This window comes from Draconibacterium mangrovi (genome assembly GCF_010586825.1).
Lineage (GTDB): Bacteria > Bacteroidota > Bacteroidia > Bacteroidales > Prolixibacteraceae > Draconibacterium > Draconibacterium mangrovi.
Window position 1 is genome coordinate 226,376 of record NZ_JAAAGB010000004.1, and the last position, 22,552, is coordinate 248,927.

Annotated in this window: 14 protein-coding genes and 2 tRNA genes; 13 read left to right on the plus strand and 3 right to left on the minus strand. The window is 41.7% G+C overall.

Features of this window, described 5'->3' with window-relative positions:
• The first annotated feature begins 50 nt into the window (after positions 1 to 50).
• The 5 genes from G4420_RS12655 (at position 51) to G4420_RS12675 (ending at position 9,613) form a co-directional block, all read left to right on the plus strand.
• Entirely contained in the window at positions 51 to 989 is a 939-nt protein-coding gene (locus G4420_RS12655) for a DUF4922 domain-containing protein (RefSeq protein WP_163324002.1), read from the plus strand.
• The gene (locus G4420_RS12660) at positions 986 to 2,317 is read left to right on the plus strand and encodes a SpoIID/LytB domain-containing protein (protein WP_163324003.1); all 1,332 of its coding nucleotides are present in this window, start codon (positions 986 to 988) and stop codon (positions 2,315 to 2,317) included. The genes G4420_RS12655 and G4420_RS12660 overlap by 4 nt, the downstream gene beginning before the upstream one ends.
• Before the next feature lies 1 nt (position 2,318).
• Complete coding sequence (locus G4420_RS12665) at positions 2,319 to 4,772, plus strand: glycoside hydrolase family 9 protein (RefSeq protein ID WP_163324004.1); 2,454 nt, start codon at positions 2,319 to 2,321, stop codon at positions 4,770 to 4,772.
• 29 nt (positions 4,773 to 4,801) lie between these two features.
• On the plus strand, positions 4,802 to 6,643 hold the full coding sequence (locus tag G4420_RS12670; protein ID WP_163324005.1) for an MFS transporter: 1,842 nt from the start codon (positions 4,802 to 4,804) through the stop codon (positions 6,641 to 6,643).
• A 747-nt stretch (positions 6,644 to 7,390) separates the two neighbouring features.
• Positions 7,391 to 9,613 (plus strand): tetratricopeptide repeat protein, encoded by a 2,223-nt coding sequence (locus G4420_RS12675; RefSeq protein WP_163324006.1) that lies wholly within the window; start codon positions 7,391 to 7,393, stop codon positions 9,611 to 9,613.
• 112 nt (positions 9,614 to 9,725) lie between these two features.
• Here G4420_RS12675 and G4420_RS12680 read toward each other — a convergent pair whose 3' ends face one another.
• Positions 9,726 to 11,630, minus strand: a complete 1,905-nt coding sequence (locus G4420_RS12680) for an AMP-dependent synthetase/ligase (RefSeq protein ID WP_163324007.1) — start codon at positions 11,628 to 11,630, stop codon at positions 9,726 to 9,728.
• 307 nt (positions 11,631 to 11,937) lie between these two features.
• Entirely contained in the window at positions 11,938 to 12,975 is a 1,038-nt protein-coding gene (locus G4420_RS12685; protein WP_163324008.1) for an aldose epimerase family protein, read from the minus strand.
• 343 nt (positions 12,976 to 13,318) lie between these two features.
• Here G4420_RS12685 and G4420_RS12690 point away from each other — a divergent pair, with 343 nt between their 5' ends.
• The 8 genes from G4420_RS12690 (at position 13,319) to G4420_RS12725 (ending at position 20,043) form a co-directional block, all read left to right on the plus strand.
• A complete protein-coding gene (locus G4420_RS12690; RefSeq protein WP_163324009.1) occupies positions 13,319 to 14,326 on the plus strand; it encodes a GntR family transcriptional regulator in 1,008 nt (335 codons plus the stop codon).
• Positions 14,327 to 14,451: 125 nt separating this feature from the next.
• A complete protein-coding gene (locus tag G4420_RS12695; protein ID WP_163324010.1) occupies positions 14,452 to 15,741 on the plus strand; it encodes a galactokinase in 1,290 nt (429 codons plus the stop codon).
• Between the two features lie 172 nt (positions 15,742 to 15,913).
• On the plus strand, positions 15,914 to 16,957 hold the full coding sequence (locus G4420_RS12700; protein WP_163324011.1) for a UDP-glucose--hexose-1-phosphate uridylyltransferase: 1,044 nt from the start codon (positions 15,914 to 15,916) through the stop codon (positions 16,955 to 16,957).
• Between the two features lie 30 nt (positions 16,958 to 16,987).
• Positions 16,988 to 18,289: an MFS transporter gene (locus G4420_RS12705; RefSeq protein WP_163324012.1), complete on the plus strand. Its 1,302-nt coding sequence runs from the start codon at positions 16,988 to 16,990 to the stop codon at positions 18,287 to 18,289.
• Positions 18,290 to 18,457: 168 nt separating this feature from the next.
• A complete protein-coding gene (locus tag G4420_RS12710) occupies positions 18,458 to 19,372 on the plus strand; it encodes a metallophosphoesterase (RefSeq protein WP_163324013.1) in 915 nt (304 codons plus the stop codon).
• A 157-nt stretch (positions 19,373 to 19,529) separates the two neighbouring features.
• Positions 19,530 to 19,603, plus strand: a tRNA-Asp gene (locus G4420_RS12715).
• A gap of 41 nt (positions 19,604 to 19,644) precedes the next feature.
• A tRNA-Asp gene (locus tag G4420_RS12720) sits at positions 19,645 to 19,718 on the plus strand.
• Positions 19,719 to 19,785: 67 nt separating this feature from the next.
• A complete protein-coding gene (locus tag G4420_RS12725; RefSeq protein WP_163324014.1) occupies positions 19,786 to 20,043 on the plus strand; it encodes a hypothetical protein in 258 nt (85 codons plus the stop codon).
• A gap of 184 nt (positions 20,044 to 20,227) precedes the next feature.
• Here G4420_RS12725 and G4420_RS12730 read toward each other — a convergent pair whose 3' ends face one another.
• Positions 20,228 to 22,282, minus strand: a complete 2,055-nt coding sequence (locus G4420_RS12730) for a DUF2264 domain-containing protein (RefSeq protein ID WP_163324015.1) — start codon at positions 22,280 to 22,282, stop codon at positions 20,228 to 20,230.
• Positions 22,283 to 22,552: the final 270 nt, after the last annotated feature.

The following is a 22,552-nucleotide window of genomic DNA, read 5'->3' on the forward strand; positions in this document are numbered from 1 at the left end:
CCTTTGTGGTCTTTGCGATAATCTTAGCGAACTCTGCGTGAACAAAAAAAATGAAATCAATTTCAACAGAAATAAAACAACTGCTTGCCGACCAGAAAACAGAATGGGAACTGGCGGGAAAAAACTTTGCCGGACTGGAAAATGTGCAGGTGCGCGAATTTCAGTTTGACGGATTTACGGTAAAAGTTCAGTTTAATCCCGGCCGAATTATTTCGTCGGCAGCTAAAGTGGATAAAAAGTCGATTGAAGCACGCCCGTGTTTTTTGTGTGCGGTAAACCGTCCGGCTCAGCAACGTGGTGTAACTTTTGACGATTACGAGGTGTTGGTAAATCCGTTCCCGATATTTCCCGAGCATTTTACCATTCCGGCTTTTGCACACACACCGCAGCAGATAAAAGGAAACTTTGGCAATATGCTTGATCTGGCACAGGCGATGGAAGGTTTTTCCTTGTTTTACAACGGACCAAAATGTGGCGCATCGGCACCCGATCATTTTCATTTTCAGGCAGGGAATGCAGGTTTTATGCCCCTGGATGAAGAAACAGCCGCATTAAAAGAAAAATACGGTGATAACTGGGAAAAAGAGGTAGTGAATTACTACGCCATAAAAGATGGCCTTCGCAACTTTATCGTACTGGAATCGGCTGATAAAATGGCTTTGATTAATGCGTTTACACACATTTATACAGAGCTTGAAGATCAAAAAAGCGATGAGGAGCCGATGCTGAATATTCTTACCCGTTATGACGATGGAGGCTGGCGAATTCTGATTTTTCCTCGTGCCTTGCACCGGCCGTCGCAGTATTTTGCTGAAGGAGAGGAAAATATTTTGATCAGTCCGGCTTCTGTTGATATGGGCGGCGTTTTGATCACACCTCAGGAAAAGGATTTTTTGAAGATCACCAAAACCGATATTGAAAGTATAATGAAACAGGTTTTATGGCCTGACAACCAATTCGATAAACTAACTACAAAACTTAAACAATGAGCAGTCCAAATATTCACGTAGGCATAATGAGTGCCGATAAAATCGATTTTAAACTTCACGGCGAATACCAGCTGGTGGGGACAAAACATACTTTTTCGGGCGATGGATCAGTGCGTTTCGAAAATGGGAACCTGCAGCTTGCCGACTCCAAAATCAGCGGCGATAAATTGTATTTTATGCCGCTTGACAAGGAAAACTCGGAGTTCGAATTAAAAGATGTTACCATCGGTGTAAATTTTCACTGGGAGCAAAAGGAAGATCAGAAATTTCAGGGAGCCTTAAAGTTTATAATCGAAGAGGGACAAATTACAGCCGTAAATATTTTGTCGATTGAAGATTACCTGATCAGCGTAATTTCGTCGGAAATGAGTGCCAAAAGTTCGCTCGATCTGCTGAAAGCTCACGCCATTATTTCGCGCAGCTGGTTAATTGCACAAACTGAAAAGCAGGATAAACTGACCGATGCCGGAGAATCCTACGAAAGTTCGTTTGAAACCGACGACGAATATATAAAGTGGTATGATCGCGAAGATCACACGAATTTTCATGTTTGTGCCGACGATCATTGTCAGCGCTACCAGGGAACAACGCGTTCGCATAATCCGAATGTGGTGAAGGCGGTAAACGAAACGGCCGGCGTGGTACTTGCGTACAAAGGCGTGATTTGTGATGCACGTTTCTCGAAATGTTGCGGTGGTATTGCCGAGCTTTTCGAGAATTGCTGGGAACCGGTAAATCATCCGTACTTAACTGCAGTGATTGACAATCCGACTGCGCCAAAAGGTTTTGAAACTGATCTTACTGTAGAAGAAAATGCAGTTCCGTGGTTAAAAAATGCACCGGAAGCCTTTTGTAATACCGATGATGAAGAGGTATTGAAACAGGTGCTGAACGAGTACGACTGGACAGCAAAAGATTTTTACCGTTGGACCGTTGAATACAAACAAGACGAGCTTTCTGCGTTGATACTGAAACGCTCGGGACATGATTTTGGAAAGATTCTGGATATGATTCCGGTTGAGCGCGGTGTTTCAGGGCGATTAATAAAACTAAAGATCGTTGGCTCGAAAAAGACCTTGACAGTTGGTAAAGAGCTGGAAATCCGCAGATGGTTGAGTGAGTCACATTTATACAGCTCAGCATTTCTGGTTGAAAAAGAGGATATTGTTGATGGTGTGCCCGGTCAAATTATTTTGCAGGGAGCCGGCTGGGGACATGGTGTGGGATTGTGCCAGATTGGTGCCGCCGTAATGGGGCACAAAGGCTATAAATACGATGAAATTCTGAATCATTATTTTAAGAATATAGATCTCGAAAAACGATACTAACATGACCAAACGGGCGTTTCTCTCATTTGTTCTGGTGATTGTTGCTGCATGTGTTTTTGCGCAGCAGAAAGTTATTCGTGTCAATCAATTGGGCTACTTGCCGCAGTCGGTAAAGGTTGCTGTTTTTCTTTCAACAGAAACGGAAAACGCCGAACAGTTTCAGATGTTTGATGCTTTGAACGATAAGCTTGTTTATGAGGAAAAAGTAATACCGGTTGATGGCACCGATTGGGGAATGAAGACCGCTTTTCGTCTTGATTTTTCCGCGTTGACAAATCCGGGTGGTTATTACCTTAAATTGGGCGAAACCCGTTCTCCGGCTTTTCAAATCGCTTCGGATGTGTATGAAGGAACAGCAGATTACCTTTTGAATTACATGCGCCAGCAGCGGTGTGGCTACAATCCGTATTTGCAGGATTCCTGTCACCTTCACGATGGAATTATTGTGGATCATCCAACCAAAACAGGACAGAAAATCGATGTGACCGGCGGCTGGCACGATGCCTCGGATTACCTGCAATACCTTACAACTTCGGCTAATGCTACTTATCAGTTGATGTATGCCTACGAGCAAAATCCGGCCGTATTTAAAGATGAATACCGGGAGAATGGTGAGTCGGGAGCAAACGGAATTCCCGATATTCTGGATGAAGCAAAATGGGGCCTCGACTGGATGGTAAAAATGAATCCCTCGACAGGGGAGATGTACAACCAGATTGCCGACGACAGAGATCACCGCGGTTATCGTTTGCCTAATAAAGACACGGTTAGTTACGGTTTGGAAGGAACTTACCGACCGGTGTATTTTATTACCGGAAAACCACAGGGGCTGGCTGAGCATAAAAACCGCACCACAGGTGTTTCATCGAGTGCAGCAAAATACGCATCATCATTTGCTTTGGGAGCTTTAATGATTAACGAGTATTACCCGGAGTTCGCTAAACAAATAGCAGAGAAAGCTATCGAAGCCTATTCTTTTGCTTTGAGCGATCTGGGGGCTTGTCAAACAGCGTGTAACGTGTCTCCGTATTTTTACGAGGAAGCCAATTATGTGGATGACCTGGAACTGGCAGCTACAACTCTGTACCAGCTTACCGGTGATGCTTATTATTTGACCGAAGCCAAAAAATGGGGAAGTGTTGAAAACGTTACACACTGGATGTCGGCAGGTTTTGCGCGTCATTACCAGTTTTATCCTTTTGTGAACTTGGGGCATGTAAAGCTGGCCGAAAAGGACGAAAACTTTGCAACTTATCTGAAACAGGGATTAGCGCATCTGTACGATCGGGGAAAGGATGATCCTTTTATGAATGGTATTCCGTTTATCTGGTGTTCGAATAATTTGGTGGCGGCAGCGATTACGCAGGCCCGCGCTTACGAAGAAATTACCGGCGACCGCTCGTTTGCCGAAATGGAAGCAGCCTTGCGCGACTGGCTATTTGGCTGTAATCCGTGGGGAACAAGTATGGTCTGTGGATTACCTGCCGGAGGTGATAATCCGCAAATACCACATTCATCCATCACAAAAATTCTGGGAGAAACCACTTATGGTGGTTTGGTTGACGGGCCGGTTTATAATTCAATTTTTTCCGGGCTTATTGGTATTGAAATCCAGCAACCCGATCCGTTTGACGCTTTTAACAAAGGCAAAGCGGTTTATCACGATGATCTGGGTGATTACTCATCAAACGAACCCACCATGGACGGCACGGCAAGTTTGAGTTACTATTTGTCGTCGATGGAAAAAATGGGGGCTGCACAGCAAAACGCGTATGAAAAAGATACACAGGGAGCTATCCGGCGCATTCAGCCTTCGGAAAATACTATTTACCTGGTGTTTTCGGCACACGACAAAGCCGAAGGTGCAGCGCATATTTTAAAAGTGCTTGATAAAAAAGATGGTAAAGCATCGTTCTTTTTTACCGGCGACCTTTTACGCGACAAACAATTTCAACCGATCATAAAACAAGTAATAAAAGACGGGCATTATTTGGGGGCACATTCCGATAAACACCTCTTATATTGCGATTGGTCGAAACGGGATTCGTTGCTGGTTGACCGAACTACTTTTGAGCAGGATTTGAAAGAAAACTACAAGGCTTTACAGCAACACGGTATCAACAGCGAAAATGCAAACTGGTTTCTGCCGCCGTACGAATGGTACAATTCAGCAACGGTAAACTGGGCTTCAGCAATGGGATTAGGCACCATCAGTTTTACGCCCGGAATAAGAAGCAATGCCGATTATACAACGCCCGATATGGCGAATTATATGTCTTCCGATAAAATCTTTAAAAGCATTTTACAGGTAGAGGAGGAACAAGGCTTAAACGGGGCAATTATGCTGATTCATCCCGGAACGGAAGAAAAAAGAACAGATAAATTTTATCTTCGTTTGGAAGAATTGATAGAAACATTACAGGCAAAAGGATATCGTTTTGAACGATTGCCGTAGAACTCAAAAAATAAAACCGATCAACTAAAATGGCTAAAACAAAAACTCAACGCAATCCCTGGTTTTGGATTCCCACACTCTATTTTGCAGAAGGATTACCCTACGTAATTGTAATGACCCTCTCGGTGATTATGTACAAACGACTGGGTATTTCAAACACCGACATTGCTTTATACACCAGCTGGCTGTATTTGCCATGGGTGATAAAACCGCTGTGGAGTCCGATTGTGGATTTGCTGAAAACCAAACGTTTTTGGATTGTGATCATGCAATTGGTGGTTGGCGTTGGGCTGGCCGGTGTGGCATTTACCATTCCTGTCAGTAATTTTTTTCAGTATACTTTGGCGTTTTTCTGGTTGCTGGCTTTTAGTTCGGCAACGCACGATATTGCCGCCGATGGTTTTTATATGCTGGGCTTGTCGCAGGGCGATCAGTCGTTTTTTGTGGGCATCAGAAGCACCTTCTACCGCTTTGCCATGCTTACAGGGCAGGGGCTTTTGGTAATTGTTGCAGGAGCTTTGGAAACTGCAACAGGTTTGGAACCGCTGGAGGTAAATGTTACCGCCCAGAATATTCCGGTTCAGGAAATTTCGTTTAATCCTGAAAGTTATCAGCAACTGCACGAAGCTGGCGATATTTATTTTGTGTCGGAGAATGAGGTGAAAGTGCCTATTGGTCTGCTAACAAAAGAGCAGGCGGCTGACATTAAAAGCAAGGTGGACGAATGGAACATCAATAATAACTTTTATGCCAGCGAAACTCCGGTAGCTACAAAAGATGCCGGTTGGTGGACACGAAAAGTGTCAACTCCATTAAAAGAGACGTTAAAAGAGAAATTCAATAAAGAAACGGTTGACCGGAGTTCGGAGGTAGGTAACCTTGCAATCATTCCAATTCAGCTTTCAACAATACCTGCAGCCGGCGAAGAGGTAGTGCTGAATTTTGGTTACGAAAAAGGTGACGCCAGTATAAAACTGGTACAGACTTATCGTTATGTGTTTAACGATACGAACTGGGATAAACCTGCTTTTGCCGTTGTTCAACTCGATCCGAAACTGAAAAAAGCCACGCAGGCTACTTTTGTGGGGCGCTCGGGGAATATCCGCTTTTCCTGGTTGGTGGTTATGGTTTGTATTGCCGTTTTGTTTGTGGCGTTTTCGCTGTATCACCGTTTTGCTTTGCCATATCCGGCAAGCGATGTATCCAACAAAACCGTAGGCAAAAGTGTAATGGGCGAGTTCTTCGAAACCTTTGCTGCTTTTTTCCGCAAAAAAGAAATTGTGTCGATAATGCTGTTCCTGTTATTGTACCGACTGGCCGAATCGCAGCTGGTAAAAATGGCCTCGCCGTTTTTGCTCGATGCCCGCGAAGCAGGTGGACTGGGACTTACAACCGGAGATTTGGGATTGGTGTACGGAACAGCCGGAATGATCGCACTCACCATTGGCGGAATTTTAGGCGGTATTGTAGCCTCGCGCAAAGGACTAAAACACTGGCTGTGGTGGATGGCACTGGCCATTAACCTGCCTAACCTTTGTTATTTGCTGCTGTCGTTTTTAAACCCCACATCGTTGTGGTGGATTTCAGCGGCAGTCGTTATCGAGCAGTTTGGTTACGGTTTTGGATTTACGGCTTATATGCTCTTCTCCATCTACGTTTCGGAAGGGAAACATAAAACTGCACATTACGCTATTACAACCGGTTTTATGGCACTGGGAATGATGATTCCAGGAATGCTGAGTGGCTGGTTGCAGGAAATAATCGGCTACCAGAGTTTCTTTGTTTGGGTGATGATCTGCACCATCCCGATTTTCCTAGTACTGCCGTTTATTAAAGTCGATCCTAAGTTTGGGATTAAGGAGAAGGATTAATTTCCCTGTTTTTTATAGGCGCTAAACGGTTTAAAACCGCTAAGCGCATGGTTTGCAGAACAGAAGTTTCGTAAGGGATGTCATCTCTCTGAGTTTTATTTAGAAAGATGACATCCTTGTTTGCGCCAGAAATGGTGAGTTTTGTCCTGAAAGGAAAGCTAATTTGAGCCCAGGGCATCGCCCTGGGGATATTCGAGAAGTGATATCGGGCTGAAAGCCCGGCTTATTAATTTGCCCTTTCAGGGCGATGGGAAAACAGGCTGTCGGTTTCACAAGGCGTCCCATTCGCTTTGCCGTTGGGTTCAACTAAATTGAGCTTTCAGCCCGCAGTGTTTCTGTATAAGTTTTTTAAGAGAGATGGCATTCTTTCTTTCCTTCCTGTAAGGATTTTGCTAATCCTGCAGACTTTCTACCCATCCTGTAGGTTATTTATCCACCCTGCAAGGTTCAAAGTCGTCCTGCAAGGGGGTGCCCCTTTCCTGCGGCGCAGGACAGCGAAATAATGTTGCAGGACGCCCAAAAGTGCTGCAGGATTTCGAAAAACCATCGCAGGACGCCTGGATATGTCGCAGGATTCTGCAAAAGTGGTGCAGGACGATAGTAAAAGTTAGCAGGACGGGAAATAATCCCGCAGGCCGCCCTTTTTTGAAACTTTGTCAGCCCCAAAGCCCGTTTTACGCCAAATCCGCCGATAACAATTCTTGGAAAGCTTTTTGATTATCTATGGTCTTTGTAACTTTGATAAGCATGAACGACAAAGATCTTAAAATAAAATACGATACTATCTGTCAGTATTTGGCTGAGCGGAAATTAAAACCTGCTTTCGATCTGCTGGAAAATCTGATCCGTGAAAGTGGTTTGCTCATTCACCTCGATGAATGGCGCAACCTGGAGCAGAACTACAGCTACATGTTAAAATATACGGTTGAAGGAATTCAGGATCCGGAGCGTCAAAAAGTATATCGGAAGCTGATTGTTTCGGTTTTTGAGCTGTGCGACAAAATTTACGATGAGCTGAGATTGAAAATGTCGTCGTCGGTTACTTACGAGAAAAAACGCGGATTTAAAACAACACTTCAGTTTCATACGCTATTAGATGAGCTGGAAGATTTTTACCTGCAGGAGCAACTTGTTTCGCTGGTTGACGATGCCGAGGTACAACGATCATCGAAGCGAATCAGTGCGCGCGACCATCAGCAAAAAATGGTGACTTTGTTTTATTTCGTATGGTTTCAGAATGAATTAAATGATGAGCACCGTACATTTTTAAAGTCCTTTTTAAACAGCGATCTGATTGAAAAATCATACAAGTCGTTTATCGTTTCAGCGCTGCTGATGAGTTTGTTGCGATATTTCGATGAGGCCAAATTTTCGGTGCTTTTTGATGCCTACGAACACGAAATGCCTGAAATCAATCAGCGGGCAATTGTAGGATTGCTCATCGGCTTTTACCGTTACGACAGTCGTTTGGGGTATTACCCGTCGATTACCGGCCGGCTGACATTGCTGAACGAAAATCCCGAATTCAAACAAAATCTGGAGCAGGTGATTATTCAGCTCATCAGAAGTAAGGAGACGGAAAAAATTCAGAAGAAGATCACCGACGAGATTATGCCGGAAATGATAAAGATAAGTCCGAATCTGAAGGACAAAATCAATCTTGACAGTTTGATGGATGATTCGCTAGGCGACGATGAAAATCCGGAGTGGGAAAAGATTTTTGAGGATTCGCCGGGTCTGATGAATAAAATGGAGGAGTTCTCGGAACTTCAGATGGAAGGAGCCGATGTGTTTATGAGTTCGTTTGCCATGCTGAAAATGTTCCCGTTTTTTAGCGAATTTACCAATTGGTTTATGCCATTCTATATCAAAAATCCGGAGATCGATTTTGTAGTAAATCGCGCCGATTCGGCTACCGATCAGTTTCTGAAAGCCATTGCTACGGCTCCGGTGTTGTGTAATTCGGATAAATATTCGTTCTGCTTTAGTTTACAAAATATCCCGGCTGAAAACCGCGAGTTTATGGCTGAAGGACTAAAAGCTGAAATGCAGCAGTTTGATGAACTGCAAAGCGATGAGGTGTTGACTGATCCGGGTAAAAAGGCGGCTTATATTTCAAATCTGTACATTCAGGATTTGTATCGCTTTTTTAAATTACATCCGCGCAAAACCGATTTTGAAGATATTTTCAACTGGCGTTTCGATTTTCATAACAAACAAGTGCTTGGCGAAACGCTGAAAGAAGATGCAAACATTGTTCGGAATATTGCTGAATACTATTTCTTGAAAAACTATTATAACGAGGCCGCCGAAGTTTTTAATTACCTGCTGAGTGAGGAGAAAAGCGGGGAGTTGTTCCAAAAACTGGGTTACTGCTTCCAAAAGCTGGGCGATTTTGAACTAGCGTTGAAAGCGTATAAAAGTGCCGAGTTGTTTGAGCTTAATAAGAAGTGGAACCTGAATAAAATTGCATTGTGTTACCGCAATTTAAAACAGCCGAAAAAAGCCCTGGAGTACTACCGCGAGGTGGAACTGCTGGATGAGGAGAATTTAAATGTTCAGCTGAATATTGGCCATTGTTTGCTGGAGCTGGATCGTTTTGAGGAGGCTTTAAAAACCTATTTTAAAGTGGAATACCTGATGCCGGATAACAAAAAGGTTTGGAAGCCTATTGGCTGGTGTTCATTGGTGTCCGGTAAGTTTGAGCAGGCAGAGAAATACTTTGCAAAACTGATTGACGACAGTCCAAACAAACACGACCTCATGAATATGGGACATGTGCAGTGGTGTTTGGGCAAACGAAAAGAGGCGCTGGATTATTACAAGCAGTCGATTGTAAAGACTGAATTTACCGAGAGCGAGTTTTTCGAGGTTTTCCACGAAGATTTACATTATTTAATTGGATTGGGAATTGATAAGGATGATGTACCAATCATGCTTGATCAGCTGCGGTATTTTGTTGAAGAATAGGGGAGAATATAGAATGATGATTAACGAATGCTGATTTTAGATTTAAGAGAAAGACCGTTCGTATTTCTCAATCGTCAATCGCCATTCGTTAATCGAAAATTCATCATTCAATTTATTTCATCCAGTTTTTCATCGCCTCAATATTCATCTCGTTAACGATGTTTTTTGCCCCGGATGTGTACAGAAATTCCAACTCTTTGGCAAAGTGTGCTGTTACTTTATCACGAACCATTTTCATGGTGGCGTTCAGCATTTTATTTTCGGTTGTAAATGCTTCGGGTAAAATAGCAACTGTTGCCGGTAGCCAGCGCTCGGGGAACTCTCCCTGGTACTTACCGCCTTTTTTGTATTCGTTAATTTCTTTCTGAATAATTTCTATTGCTGCAGTTGCCGCGTCATAGCTTCCTTTTTCAATGCCATGGCGTTTAAGTTCGCGGTTTATGGCTTCCATTTCTGGCACAATCATTCCAACAGTATATGGATTTTGGTTGTTGTAAAGCATTACCTGCTGAATATATGGCGATTGGTCAACCAGTGCTTCTTCTATGCCTTCCGGGCTGTATTTTTCACCATCGTTACCAATCAGCAAACTTTTAAAACGCCCCAGAACATAAAGAAAGTCGTCTTTGCCCATGTAACCCATATCTCCGGTGTGCAACCAACCGTCTTTCAGACTTTCAGCAGTGGCGGTAGGGTTATTCCAGTAACCTTTCATAACGTTGTCGCCTTTAATCACAATTTCGCCTTTTTCGCCAGCCGGAAGTTCGTTACCGTTATCGTCAAGAATTTTTATTTCGAGATTTTTCACAAGTTTACCCGATGAGCCAAAAACTACGTCGTGCGGAACGTTCGACGAAATAACCGGAGCTGCTTCGGTAAGACCATAACCCTGACAAATGGGAAGCCCCACAGCATAGAAAAAGCGTTGCAATTCAACGTCGAGCAGGGCACCTCCGCCGATAAAGAATTTCAGGTTTCCACCAAAACCATCGCGTACTTTGGCAAACAGAATCTCGTCGAATAGCCAATACAGCGGTTTCAGGAAAAATCGCCAGCCTTTGCCACGGTTGTTGCCATAGCCATTGTGTGCATACGCAACTTTAAGGGCAAACTGAAAAACTTTATACAGGAATTCTCCTTTTTTGCGAATACCCGCTTCAATATTTTTTCTGAACGTTTTTGAATAAGCTGGTACGCTCATCATTAGCGTTGGCTTAATCTCCTGAATGTTTTTTGGAATATTTCGAAGCGTTTCCATTGGCGAGTTGCCAATTTCAACCGATGCAATACTGGCACCTTTGTACATAAACACATACAAACAGGTGGTGTGTGCAAATGCGTGATCCCATGGCAAAATGGCTAATGTAATCCATTCGGATTGTAAATCGAGAAGTGAATTGGATTGTACCACGTTGGCCGCATAATTCAAGTGGGTAAGCATAATTCCTTTCGGATCGGCCGTGGTTCCGGAGGTGTATGAGATGTTTGCCACATCATCAGGCTCAATTCCTTTCCAAACCTGTTCTGTCAGCTCGGTATTTTCTTTTCTGAATTTTGCTCCGGCAGCCAATAATTCCTTGTAATCAATATCATTTTCCCCCGGGTTCTCTTTGCCGTCGATGTAAACTACTTTCTCCAGTTCCGGCAATTCATCGCGAATCTCCTCTACTTTTGCAGCATGTAGTTTTGAAACAAATATGTACTTACTTCCACTGTGTTTTATACGGAAAGCCAGCTCGTTGTTTTGCAAACGAATAGAAAGCGGAACGTTAATACCACCAGCGTAAAGCATACCCAGTTCGCTGATGATCCAATCGTTGCGGCCATCGGCGATTAATGCAGCACGGTCACCTTTTTTAAAACCCAATTGAATTAATCCTGCTGCCAGGTCTAGCACCTTCTCGCGGGTTTGTTTGTATGTAGTGGGCTGGTATTCGCCATTTGTCTTTTCCCAGAGATATGGATTATCAGGGTAGTTAGCAACAGCGGTTTCAAATAACGCAACAATGGTTTTCATAAGTTAATAATTGTATTAAAAAGATCCCGGTCAGACCTTCTATTCATATTCACACAAAATGTTCTTATTCAAAAATAGAAAAAATACCGTTATACCAAATTTGTTTCAAGGTGAGCCTTAAATTGTTTTGAATATTTTGTGCTTAAGCAAGGCGAAAAATTGAGCCATAGCCTTAGTTACGGCGATATTTTTCAACGAAGCATAAGCGCAAAAGAACGAAAGAATACGATTTGCATTGAGATAATTTTGGTAATAAGTGGTTTTATTCGGTGCAGATCAAAAAAAAATGCCCTTTCGGGCATTTCCTTTATTCGGTAATAAATTTATAAATCGTTTTCTGATCGTAAAGTTCTCCCGGCTTTAAAAATGTAGTTGGAAATTTTGGGTGATGTACCGAGTCGGGGTAGTGTTGCGTTTCCAATGCAATGCCCGAGAAGCTGCCGAACTTCTTTTTACCCTCGATGGTAAACTCCGGAATCCAATAGCCGGTATAAACCTGCATTCCCGGTTGGGTGGTATATACTTCTACTTTGCGTCCGCTTTTTGCTTCGCTAAGTGTTCCTGCCATAATCAGATCGCCATCTTCGTTGTCAAAAACAAAGTTGTCGTCGTAACCCATTTCCAGCCCGCCGGCATTAATCTTTTTAGGCGAGGTAAAATCGAAAGCAGTTCCAACCACCGGAAGAATCTTTCCGGTTGGAATTTGCTCTACCATATCAGTTATTTTTGTAGCGCTTAACTCCAACTCGTGGTTCAGAATGTTCTCTTTTCCACCGGTTAAGTTGAAATAAGTGTGGTTTGTCAGGTTAACCACGGTTGTTTTGTCTGTTTCGGCGTAATACTGAATGGCCAGGTCATTTTCTTCGTTCAGTGTATAAATACAGGTCACTTTTAAATTGCCCGGGTAGTTTTCTTCCCCGTCAACACTCAGGTAGCTCAATTTTACGCCAACTTCGTTTTCCGATTCAATAACCTCGGCATCAAATAATTTTTTGTCAAATCCTTCCAATCCTCCATGCAAATGGTTGGGGCCATTGTTAATCGCCATTTCGTAGGTTTTGCCTTCAATTTCAAGGTGCCCTTTGGCAATGCGGTTTCCGAACCTGCCAATAATGGCTCCGAAATACGGATAGCCTGCCAGGTATTCGTCACTTTGGTAGGTTTCCAGTTTGTCGAAACCACACACAATATTATCTATCGAACCATTTTTATTTGGCATATCAATAGCTGTAATAATTGCCCCGTAGTTGGTTATTTTAATTTTAATGTTATCGTTGCTAAGCGTAAAAAGCTGGGCTTCGCGTCCGTCTTTTAACGTTCCGAATGGTGTTGCAGTTATTTTCATTTTAATATTTTATTTTTTTTGAGAAGCCGGTAATCTCCGGTCTTCATATTTTGATTTTATCCTACTAAATTAGTTAGTGCTATTTTACTCTTTTTTCCTGAATTTTCAATCAAAGTTAGTAAAGCCAGACATTATATTTTAGTTTTGGTTAAAATAGTGGTTTTAATGTCTGTAAACAATTGTAGCGTGATATACGCGTGCTTAGTATACAGACCTACTTCTATCGGAAAATTTTGAAAGGACAAAAATGCAAAAATCAACAATTTAACTGGTAGGTACTGGTGGTGTTTTAAAACATCATTTTGTAATAAAAAACTACTATTTTTGTGAAAAGCTTAACTAAATGCCAAGAAGAAGAGTAATTTCGATTAACGCCAAATCATCGGTGCCGAAATATCGCCAGATAATAGATTCGGTGCTAAATTCAATTGAAAAACGACATTTAAAGAAGGGAGATAAAGTTCCGTCGATAAATCAGATATGTTCAGAATTTAATCTTAGTCGCGATACGGTGATGTTTGCCTTTAACGAGCTAAAAGCGAAAGGCATATTAAAAAGTCAACCCGGAAAAGGGTATTATATAGCCAGTACCGAGATAAAAGTTGAAGAGCGTGTTTTTGTATTGTTCGATGAGCTGAATGCATTTAAAGAAGACCTGTATAATTCGTTGATCAATTCACTAAGAGGCAAGGCTACGGTTGAGGTGTATTTTCACCATTTTAACTACAAGGTATTTAAAAACCTGATCACGGAAAGTATCGGGAATTATACATCGTATTTAATTATGCCGGCTACTTTCGATAATACGGGGCATTTATTATCGAAACTGCCGCAAGACCGAGTTTATATTATCGACCGCTTAAAGCCCGAATTATCAAAATACCCGGTGGTTTACCAGGATTTTGAACAGGATTTTTACGACGCTCTGGTAGAAGGGAAGGAGATGATTGAGAAATATCGAAAACTGGTGTTTGTAAACCCGGGAGGGAAAGAACCTGCTGAACGATCGGAAGGATTTCGCAGGTTTTGCGAGGAAAATAATATTAGGTACGAGATCGTAAAATCGCTTATCGGCGTAAAACCTTCGTTATGGGAAGCTTACTTTCTGATATCAGACCGCGACCTGGTGGAAATGGTGAAGATTGCCAAATACTGCAAGTTTAAACTGGGAAAAAAATTTGGTGTAGTTTCCTTTAACGATACCATGTTAAAAGAAGTGGTTTCAGGGGGGATTACAACCATTTCGACGGACTTTACTGAAATGGGAAAAATGCTTGCCAATATGGTTGTAATGCGCGACAAATCGCAGGTTCGAAACAAAGCTCGAATGATTGTCAGAAATAGTTTATAAATGTTAAATCTGTTGTGCAACATCTTTTTGAGGTGTTTGTAGGCGGCTTTAAAAACTATATTTGTACCCACCAGTACCTACCAGTTGAAAAATAGAAATTAAAGTATATAAATCAATAACAGATTATGACTAAGATTAGCACATTAAATGAGAAAATTAACGGAGGAGATAATCCGTTATTCAAGGAGTTATACGGCAGTGATGTTGCCGAATTAAAAGTTCAGGCAGATCGTTATGCCGAGCTGATGGGGGAGTTTGAAAAAACTTTTGGAACTGATGATGTTTCATTATATAGTTCTCCGGGGCGTACAGAAATTGGCGGAAACCACACCGACCATAACTACGGACGTGTTTTAGCAGGTGCCGTAAACCTCGATAATATTGCAGTAGCAGCGCAAAACGGAACAAATACCGTACGTATTAAGTCGGCCGGTTATCCTCAATTTGAAGTAGAGTTGAGCGATTTTCAACCCAACGAAGATGAGTTCTATACATCAACTTCGCTGGTGAAAGGTATTGCTGCCAAAATGAAAGAGAACGGTTACGAGATTGGTGGTTTCGATGCCTGTATTGAAGGGCGTGTACCAAAAGGATCGGGTTTGAGTTCATCTGCATCATTTGAAGTGTTGATCGGGGCTATTTTTAACCAACTTTTCAACGACGGGAAAATGGATGCTGTTGAAAATGCAATCATCGGTCAGTGGAGCGAAAACAACTATTTCGGAAAACCATGTGGTTTAATGGATCAAACAGCATGTTCGGTTGGGGGATTGATTACTATAGATTTTAAAGATCCGGCCAATCCAATTGTTAAAGAAGTTGATTTTGATTTTGTGTCAACCGGCTTTTCATTGGTAATTACCGATGTTGGTGGTGGCCACGACGATCCTGCTTCTCAGGCTGAATATGCATCACTTCCAACTGAAATGAAATCGGTTGCTGCTGAGTTAGGTGCAAATGTTCTTCGCGAAGTTACTTTGGAGCAGATCGTAGAAAAAATTCCTGAAATCAGGGAAAAAACAGGTGATCGTGCAATTCTTCGTGCTTACCACTTCCAGGGCGACAATGCACGTGTTGTAAAACAGGTTGAGGCTTTGGAGAACAATGATTTTAAAGCTTTCCTTGAAATGGTTGTTGAGTCGGGTTACAGCTCGTACATGTACAACCAGAATATTTTTGATGTCGTTCATAAAGACGAACAAGTGGTTTCGCTCGGACTTGCATTAAGTGAAATGGTGCTGAAAGGCAGCGGAGCATGGCGTGTTCACGGTGGTGGATTTGGTGGAACTATTCAGGCATTTGTACCACAAGAAAAACTGGATGAATACGTAGAAGTTTTAGAACATGTTTACGGAAAAGGCACTTGTCATAAATTGTTTATTCGCTCTAAAGGTTCGATTAAGCTTGACTTGTAGGCTATCCTGCTAAGTAGATTATGACAAAAAGATAGTGCGAAAAAAAACAGCTTAATTGTGCACTATTTCAATTGATATTTTAACTTTGAGGCCGAATATTTGACTTATCCCGATTCTTGAGTCGGGATAAGTTAGTTTTTCGACCTAAATTATAACTGACATAATAAATCAGATGAGTTTTAACATAGAAGACCATCCGCATAAAAGATATAACCCATTAAATGGCGATTGGATTCTTGTGTCGCCACACAGGGCCAAAAGGCCCTGGCAGGGACAGGTTGAAAAACCGGTTGTTGAAGAACGACCAAAGTACGATCCGAATTGTTACCTCTGCGCAGGTAACGAAAGAGCCGGAGGAAAAGTTAATCCCGATTATAAAGGAACCTTTGTTTTTACCAACGATTTTAGTGCTTTACTTACCAATACTCCAGAGGGAGGTATTGATGATGGCGAACTGTTTCAGGCGCAAAGCGAAAGTGGCATTTGTAAAGTAATTTGCTTTAGCGAAGATCACAGCCTTACTATTCCAGAAATGGAAGTTGTTGATATTCGCAATGTGGTTGATTTATGGTGTGAGCAATATGCTGAACTGGGTGAAAATCCAAATATCAACTATGTGCAGATATTTGAGAATAAAGGCGCCATTATGGGATGTTCAAATCCGCATCCGCACGGGCAGATCTGGTCATCGAAAGGCATTCCTACCGAACCGGCAAAAGAAAGTAAAACACAAAAAGCATATTTCGATAAACATGGAAAAACCATGTTGGTCGATTATGTAAATGCAGAACTGGAAAAGAAAGAGCGTGTGCTCGATCAGAATGATTCGTTTGTGGCATTAATTCCGTTTTGGGCAGTTTGGCCGTTCGAGGCCATGATTATCAGTAAACGTCCGGTTAAGAATATTTTGGAACTGACGGAAGCTGAGCGCACCGATTTGGCAGATATTTACAAAAAGCTAACCGTAATGTACGATAACCTTTTTGAAACATCGTTTGCTTATTCGGCTGGTTTGCACCAGGCACCAACCGATGGCGAAGACCATCCGGAATGGCATTTACACATGCATTTTTACCCACCTTTATTGCGCTCGGCGAGCGTTAAAAAGTTTATGGTTGGTTACGAAATGCTTGGAACTCCGCAACGCGATATCACTGCGGAAGGAGCAGCCAAAAGATTGCGTGATTTGCCTAAAACTCACTTTAAAAAGAATTAATTATTAATTACTTAAATCAATAAAATTATTATGGAAGCTAAAAAACAAAATTACACAGTGCCTATTATCATGATGATCCTGCTGTTTGGTATGATTGCATTCGTTACCAACCTTGCAGCTCCAATGGGTGTTGTGCTTAAGTCTCAATTCGGTGCAAGTAACTTTCAGGGAATGTTGGGTAATGCCGCAAACTTTATTGCTTATGCAGTAATGGGAATTCCCGGTGGTCTTTTGCTTCAGCGAATTGGATATAAAAAGACTGCTTTAATTGCAATTGCAGTTGGATTTGTTGGTGTTGGAATTCAATATTTATCGGGTCATGCAAGTGAATCAATGGCATTTACTGTGTACCTGATCGGTGCATTCGTAGCAGGTTTCTCAATGACTTTGTTAAACACTGTTGTAAACCCAATGCTTAATACCCTTGGTGGTGAAGGTAATAAAGGAAACCAGTTAATTCAGGTTGGAGGTTCATTCAACTCAGTAATGGCGACTTTTACTCCTGCCTTTGTAGGTATTTTAATTGGATCTCAGGTAGCTAGTGCCCGTATAACCGACATTTTCCCGGTGATGTACATCGCACTTGGTATTTTTGCTTTGGCTTTCTTTGTTCTAATGGCAGTTAACATTCCTGAGCCTCACGTTAGTGCTGCATCAGAATCAATAAAAAGTCTGATGGCAGGCGCTATGCAATTCCGTCACTTCATTTTCGGTGCTATCGGAATTTTTGTTTACGTAGGTGTTGAAGTAGGAGTACCGGGAACACTTATTTTCTGGTTGACTGATCCGGGTGCCGCTTTTGGTATGGATGCAGGTACCGCAGGTTCTGTGGCTGGTACTTATTGGTTACTAATGCTTGTCGGCCGATTGATCGGTGCATCTATTGGTAGCAAAGTGTCGAGTAAAACGATGTTAACGTTTGCTTCATTCGTGGGTATGATTTTAGTTCTTTTAGCTATTCTTCTGCCTACATCTACTGTGGTAAGTATGCCGGTATTCCAGGTGCAAGGTAGTTCATTGTCATTTGTGTTCGCACAAGTACCAATTAACGCTATGTTACTTGTTCTTGTAGGTTTGTGTACATCAATTATGTGGGGTGGTATATTTAACCTTGCTGTTGAAGGTTTGGGTAAATATGTTGCAGCAGCAGCAGGTATCTTTATGACACTTGTAGTAGGTGGTGGATTGCTTCCTTTGGTACAGAATGCTGTTGCCGACGGAATCGGATTCCAGCCTTCGTTCTGGGTACCATTCTTAGGATTGGCTTACTTGTTCTTCTACGCAGTAGTTGGCAGTAAAGTAACTAAACGCGCCGAAAGCGTTAAACTTTAAAGACTATTAAAACCTCACTTGTTGGGGATTTAAATATCAATTCGGGATCATCCCGGAAAGCCATCCGTTAGCTGACGGATGGCTTTTTTTATGTCTTGGTAAAAGAAGTTTCGAAAAGTAAGGTGTTGCATGCACTTTTTTTTATTTTCGCATCACTTAATCACTACTATGTACGACATTATAGGAGATGTTCATGGATATGCAGCCCAGCTAAAAAAGCTACTGACAGAAATGGGCTACCAGAAAACGAATGGTAGTTATTCGCATCCTACCAGAAAAGCAATTTTTGTGGGCGATTTTATCAACCGAGGGCCTGAGATCAGAAAAACAATTCGAATCATTAAGGCGATGGTTGATAACGGCCATGCTTATGCTGTGCTTGGTAATCACGAACTCAATGCTATTATTTATCACCTGAAAGACAAACAGGGAAGATCAATTATATCAAAACCGAGTAAATACTTCTTATCGCTTTTTAAAACCATCAACGAGTATTCGTCGGGATCAAAAGAACTGAATGAACAGTTGCGATGGATGCGTACTTTGCCACTTTATCTCGATTTGGGCGAAATCAGGGTGGTGCACGCCTGTTGGTGTGAGGATGCTATTAAAGTTGCCGATTCACTGTATGAAGATGGCAGAATAAGAAAGAGTGTGTTTCGTAAGGTATATAAGAAATCAAGTTCAGATGAAGCACAAAGTGTGTGGCGGCTTACAAAAGGTGTTTACCTGAAATTACCGCCCGATCTAAGGGTGATGAATAATAAAGGTGTTTCGCCCCGTTCGTTCCGAATTCGCTGGTGGGATAATCTGGAAGGAAAAACATTTAAAGACGCTTCGTTTGAAAGTAAGTTCACGATGCCATCGTATACTATTCCTCCTGAAATTGTTCCGGAGACCTTTCCTTACCCCGATGATGCGCCAATTGTTTTCTTCGGACACTATTGCCGGGGGGCCGGACCGCACATAATAAAACACAATGTTTGTTGCGTTGATTCGTGTGTTGCGGGTACAAAAACACTTTTGGCCTATCGGTGGAGTGGTGAAAAGGAGCTATATATGAATCATTTAGTGAAATTATAGAATTCTATTACTCTGTATCTGGCTGATATTCAGTGAAGTAAAGAAAAAATCAAAAAATTATTTTTTTGTATTGCAGGTAAAAAAAGAAAGTATATATTTGCATCACCTTTGCAAAGGGTACCAAGCCCGAAAAAAGGTAAAAGTTCTAAAAAAAAACGGTGGCGTAGTTCAGTTGGTTAGAATATCGGCCTGTCACGCCGAGGGTCGCGAGTTCGAGTCTCGTCGTCACCGCTTGTTTTTTTTTGACAAAAAAGTTTAGAACATCAATTTTTGGTGGCGTAGTTCAGTTGGTTAGAATATCGGCCTGTCACGCCGAGGGTCGCGAGTTCGAGTCTCGTCGTCACCGCAAAAGCAGCTCATAAGGCTGCTTTTTTTGTTATGAAATATACGTCTACATCATCTATTCTCAGGGAATGGATTCAGAGCTCTGGCAGATGGACAATGAGTTGGAGATTAAAGTTTCGAATATGATGGCCAATCGTATAATTTGTATGGATAATACAGGTGAGAATTATAAAAAATTCTACAATATAATCTTTGCAGCAAACAAGCGTGAAAACATTATCGAAGACGGACTTTTTACAGCCGCAAATTGGGATCCGATGATTTCTGGCTTTATGGGGCCCGTTAGTTTAACTCCGGTAATAAAAAATGACGTGCAAATCAGATGACAAATAACTTATTTGCCATTCAAAAATTAAGTTGCGAAGGCAATTCTCAAGATTTGAGATTAACAGAAATAGTTCATAAGTGGTTCTTTTTTCAATCTCAAAAACTCAATTAATTTCAAACGACATAAAAACTTCGTATGGCTTTTGGGAGTTAGAGGTCATATTCTGGAAAATGTTAATACGCTTAACACGTTTTTTTCCCATCAATATCTTTAAAATCCACATGGTATTTTTCGTCGTTATTAAGTGTAATTGTTGCTCCAAGTGGCGACATAGTTGCTGTTATTTCATTTATCTCAATATTTTTAACCGGCATTAATTCTTCTGCTGTCCACTCGCTGTTATCTGTTTTATGCAACAGGGCAGTAATCATCAATTCCATGGGTGGATTTTTTTGCAGCCGTTTTTTGTAGGCAAAAATAACGGTACTTTGATCGGCTTCAGCATTCTTGTTTTTATGGGTCATCCAGTCCAGCTTATCCCATCCCCTGTAGTTAATCATTGCAACCTGCCGGCCATCTATTTTTGCTGTAATTATTTGGTTGCCATTCAATTCAAATGATTTTATCTCCGCTTTTTTACCGGCAAGGTGAGGAAGTCCAAAATGGCCCAAAGTTAGTTCGTATTCGAAGGCCAAACGTGATCTGTCAACCCGTATAACGCCACCAGATATGGTAATATCGGCCAGGTCAATAATGTACCCAACGCCATTGTTAGGAGGACGACGCATAATGGCTTGACGGTATAGAATGTTGTTTTCAACACCATTAAAGAGCATATTCTGCGAAGTGGTGTATCGTTGGTTTTCTTCTGAATCGTTATCAACCGTTAGTCCGGTTAAATAGAAGTTTACATCATCGCCTCTAAGATCTCTCGGGTCCTGACTACGGAAACTGTATTCCATAGATGTTCCCCCGTGTGGGTTTTGATCTTCCCAGGGGAAGTGCGTATTGTAAGTAAGTTTTGAATAATTGGGATCATCGTAATAAACTTTTCCCGGAATAATTTCCGAAGTTCCTGTTTTTCCATGATTTACCAGTACCAGACCGGGGTGCTTAAGAACTACTTTGTTGGATTTGTCGCCCAATGTTTCCCACATTCCTTCGTTTTCGGTTGCCGTCCAAAACGGCGAATCTTCAGGTAGTGCCAGACAAATAAAAGGTAAGAACATAAGAAACGGACTGCCAGAGCAGCTATAATTTTGAACCATATACTCCTTCTGACCATAAAAGCCCAAACTTGGTACATCGTTGCAAAAGAATTCTTCGCGGCTAACAAACTGTAACAGCGATCCGGAACATAGTCGTCTGGCCCATCCGGCATCAAGTTCGGTTTGTTCTTTTAGCATAAAAGCAACAGGAAAAGCACCGGAAACCCAGGTGCGATAACAAATGCTTCTCGACCACATATTTATATAACCGTTACGCCCAAAGAAACTGGTAATACATTTCATGAGTTTTTTGGCCGATTCTTCTATAATAGTCCCAATCTCAGGGTAATAATCGTCACCAAAAGTTCTGTTCCAAATAGTTGTATACACAATGAACAGGCTAATGGAATAGTAATTATAGGTTTGTTCGAGGTACCAACCATCGCCTGAGTGATAAGAAGCTACCCAAAGCAAATGGCTTTTAAGCAGATCGTCATCGATAGGGTAGCCATGTTTTTTTAAGAAAGAGAGTGTTACAATATTAAAGATTCGCCAATTGTTTTGCGTCGTTCTGTGGTGGGCCCATTTAGTAATACATTCAAGCATATCATTTTTTTCCGATTCGCTGTATAGCGACCAAACCGAATCAGGCAAAAGCAGAAGGGTTTTAAATAAACCGCCAAATTCGCAGGTGAACTGATAATTTGAATCGGGCAAATCTTCAGGCAAGGGTAGCGAATTGGAATTGCCGGAAGTAAAAGTACGATAGAAATGCAACTTATAATAATCACGCAGTTTTATATTATTGATTTCTACCTCAGGATCCACATGAATTAGTGGCCCTGCCAATGTGAAAGTTCTTTCCAGTGCTTCAAATTCAGCCGAACGATAACGCCAATCCGGCGCATTAGGCTGGGGGTAAGTTTTTCCGGGAATTATAGGAAAAGTTAGCGGTGTTTCTATCGAATCAACATATTTGAAAGCCCGGGTCAGCATATATTTGGCTAACTCAATGTAATGCTCTCTGGTCATTCCTGTGTAAGGACTCCGGGTAAAATCTGGATTTTCTATTTTAAAGGCGTTAGTCATCGAGAGTGATTTTAATTTTTATGAGTTTCAATTCTTTATGCTCCTGATTAGATATTCATTTCCTTGAATACAAATTAGAATTTTGCATATGCGGCAATATTAGCTGTACAGAGGATATTGTAAATGGTATTGATTAACCTATTACAATAAGTTAATTCTTCCATTAATGCGTGTATAAATGAACGATGCGATTAGATTGGATTGGATAGCTTTTTGGGGTAAGCGCCGTCCGTCGGACGACGAACAGCGCTTTTAGATTAAATCTAACTA

Excerpts from the sequence above, each read along its gene's own strand:
- G4420_RS12655 (WP_163324002.1), top strand. The coding sequence starts at position 51 with ATGAAATCAATTTCAACAGAAATAAAACAACTGCTTGCCGACCAGAAA.
- G4420_RS12660 (WP_163324003.1), top strand. The coding sequence starts at position 986 with ATGAGCAGTCCAAATATTCACGTAGGCATAATGAGTGCCGATAAAATC.
- G4420_RS12665 (WP_163324004.1), top strand. The coding sequence starts at position 2,319 with ATGACCAAACGGGCGTTTCTCTCATTTGTTCTGGTGATTGTTGCTGCA.
- G4420_RS12670 (WP_163324005.1), top strand. The coding sequence starts at position 4,802 with ATGGCTAAAACAAAAACTCAACGCAATCCCTGGTTTTGGATTCCCACA.
- G4420_RS12675 (WP_163324006.1), top strand. The coding sequence starts at position 7,391 with ATGAACGACAAAGATCTTAAAATAAAATACGATACTATCTGTCAGTAT.
- G4420_RS12680 (WP_163324007.1), bottom strand. The coding sequence starts at position 11,630 with ATGAAAACCATTGTTGCGTTATTTGAAACCGCTGTTGCTAACTACCCT.
- G4420_RS12685 (WP_163324008.1), bottom strand. The coding sequence starts at position 12,975 with ATGAAAATAACTGCAACACCATTCGGAACGTTAAAAGACGGACGCGAA.
- G4420_RS12690 (WP_163324009.1), top strand. The coding sequence starts at position 13,319 with ATGCCAAGAAGAAGAGTAATTTCGATTAACGCCAAATCATCGGTGCCG.
- G4420_RS12695 (WP_163324010.1), top strand. The coding sequence starts at position 14,452 with ATGACTAAGATTAGCACATTAAATGAGAAAATTAACGGAGGAGATAAT.
- G4420_RS12700 (WP_163324011.1), top strand. The coding sequence starts at position 15,914 with ATGAGTTTTAACATAGAAGACCATCCGCATAAAAGATATAACCCATTA.
- G4420_RS12705 (WP_163324012.1), top strand. The coding sequence starts at position 16,988 with ATGGAAGCTAAAAAACAAAATTACACAGTGCCTATTATCATGATGATC.
- G4420_RS12710 (WP_163324013.1), top strand. The coding sequence starts at position 18,458 with ATGTACGACATTATAGGAGATGTTCATGGATATGCAGCCCAGCTAAAA.
- G4420_RS12725 (WP_163324014.1), top strand. The coding sequence starts at position 19,786 with ATGGATTCAGAGCTCTGGCAGATGGACAATGAGTTGGAGATTAAAGTT.
- G4420_RS12730 (WP_163324015.1), bottom strand. The coding sequence starts at position 22,282 with ATGACTAACGCCTTTAAAATAGAAAATCCAGATTTTACCCGGAGTCCT.